The sequence below is a fragment of the Halolamina salina genome (assembly GCF_042678005.1).
Classification (GTDB): domain Archaea; phylum Halobacteriota; class Halobacteria; order Halobacteriales; family Haloferacaceae; genus Halolamina; species Halolamina salina.
Genome location: NZ_JBHUDH010000029.1, coordinates 2,488 through 4,735, shown reverse-complemented (window position 1 = coordinate 4,735; position 2,248 = coordinate 2,488). Strand labels below are relative to the sequence as shown.

Sequence of the window (2,248 nt, the reverse complement as noted above, 5' to 3'; positions counted from 1 at the left end):
CGGCCGCGACGGCCATCCCCGCCAGCGGGCCGGTCGCGTCGACGCTGCCGCGGCCCCAGAGCACGGGTCCCTCGACACCCAGTTCGTCGTCCCCGTCCTCGACGCGAACGGGAATCTCCCCGGGCACCGTATCGACGTGGGAGGTCAGCAGCACCGAATCGTCGCCCGGCGCGCGGACGTTCCCGGCGTCGTCGATCCACGCCTCGCGGCCGTGGGCCGTGAAAAAGTCCGCGAGGTGGGCCGCCGCCTCGGACTCGTCGCCCGAGGGCGAGGGGATCGAGACGAGCGCCGCGAGCAGTTCGCGGCCCGGCGTGTCGAGCGCGCCGGTGGGGTCCGGGATACCGCCCTCGAGGTCGGGCATCGTCAGCCGAGCACCTCGATCAGACTGTCGACGACGCTGTCGGCGTGCCCTTCGTCAATCGTCAGCGGCGGGAGCAGGCGCACCACGGAACGGCCGGCCGGGAGCGCGAGCACTTGCTGTTCGATCGCGAGGTCGCGGAGCACGCGCATCGAGCCGCGCTTGACTTCGATGCCGATCATGAGTCCCGAACCGCGCACCTCACGGACGGGGAGGTCGTGCTCGTCGACCGCCGCACGGAGTTCCGCGCGAAGGTACTCGCCGACTGCGGCGGCGTTCGCGGGCACGTCGTCGGTCTGCAACTGCGTCAGCGTCGCGCTCGCGGCCGCGGCGACGACTGGGTTGCCCGCGAACGTCGAGCCGTGGTTCCCCGCGTCCTCGGCGATCCAGTCCGCACAGAGCGTCACGCCGAGGGGGAGGCCCGACGCGACGCCCTTCGCGGCCGTGAGCACGTCGGGGACGATTCCCGCCGACTGGCAGGCCCACATCGTCCCCGTACGGCCGACGCCGGTCTGGATCTCGTCCAGCACGAGCGCCGCGCCCGACTCAGCGGTCACCTCACGGGCGGTCTGCAGGTACGCGTCGCCCGCGGGGTGGACGCCGCCCTCGCCCTGAATCGGTTCGAGGAAGACGGCCGCGGTCTCCTCGTCGACTGCGTCGGCGAGCGCGTCCTCTTCGCCGTAGGGAACGAACTCCACGCCGCCCGGGAGCGGCCCGAACGGGTCGCGGTACTCGTCCTTCCACGTCAGCGAGAGCGCGCCGAGCGTGCGCCCGTGGAACGCACGGGTGGCTGCGACGACCTTCTCGCGACCGGTCGCCGAACGCGCGAACTTCAGCGCGGCCTCGTTGGCCTCCGTCCCGGAGTTACAGAGCCACACCTTCGAGAGGTCGCCCGGCGCGACCTCGCCGAGCTGCTCCTGCAGCGCCGTGCGGGCGGCGACGGGGTAGGACCCCTGCACGTACAGCAGATCCTCGGCCTGCTCGCTGATCGCGTCGACGACCGCCGGCGGCGAGTGCCCCAGCGGCGTGCAGGCGTAGGACGCGCCGAAGTCGAGGTACTCAGTGCCGTCCTCGGCGGTGAGCGTGACGCCCGACCCCGACTCGATCGTGATCGGCTTCTCGGAGAAGACGAACCCCTCGCCGGTCACGCGGACTCACCTCCGTTGGCTGTGGCCGCTGCGTCGTCGCCATCCACGACAGCCTCCTTCGCGATCCACGTCCCGTGACCCTCCAGCGCCGCGAGGAGGGGCTTGCGGAGCGTCGCGTCGGAGACGACGACGCCCTCGGCGCCGCCGGAAAGCGCCTCCTTCGCGGCGTGGACCTTGCGGCTCATGAACCCCGCCGCGGCGTCCTCGACGGCCGCGAACTCCGCGGGCGTCGACGCCTCGTCGATCAGCGTGTCGGGGTCGTTCGGGTCCGCGTAGACGCCCGCCACGTCGGTCAGCAGCACCAGTTCGGCGCCGAGTTCGGCAGCGAGCAGCGCGGCCACGCGGTCGGCGTCGGCGTTGGCCGTGGTGTCGTCGTCGGCCAGCATCGGCGGCGAGACCGTCGGGACGTAGCCGTCCGCGAGCAGCGACTGGAGCAGGTCGACGTTGACCTGCTCGGGCGTGCCCGCGTGGTCGCCGCGACGGATCTTCCTCTTCCCGTCCTCGACGATCCTGACCGCCGACTTGCGCGGGCCCGTCACGAGGCCGCCGTCGACGCCCGAGAGCCCGACCGCGTTCACGCCCGCCGCGCGGAGCTCGGTCACGAGCTCGGTGTTGAGCTTGCCGGGCAGCACCATCTCGAACACTTCCAAGGTCCCCTCGTCGGTGAAACGTCCGGAGACGCCCGACGGCGTGGTGACGTACTCCGGCTCCTCGCCCATCGCTTCGAGCGTGTCGTCGACGG

Annotated in this window: 2 protein-coding genes and 1 pseudogene; all 3 read right to left on the bottom strand. The window is 72.2% G+C overall.

All coding sequences use genetic code 11. The features are described 5' to 3' along the window. Positions 1 to 361: pseudogene (locus ACFR9S_RS03810) on the bottom strand ([LysW]-lysine hydrolase); the annotation flags it as partial. A gap of 2 nt (positions 362 to 363) precedes the next feature. After that, entirely contained in the window at positions 364 to 1,506 is a 1,143-nt protein-coding gene (locus tag ACFR9S_RS03805; RefSeq protein ID WP_379732628.1) for an aspartate aminotransferase family protein, read from the bottom strand. Next, on the bottom strand, positions 1,503 to 2,248 hold a 746-nt coding region (locus ACFR9S_RS03800), incomplete at its 5' end, for an acetylglutamate/acetylaminoadipate kinase (RefSeq protein ID WP_379818096.1). The genes ACFR9S_RS03805 and ACFR9S_RS03800, both read right to left, overlap by 4 nt.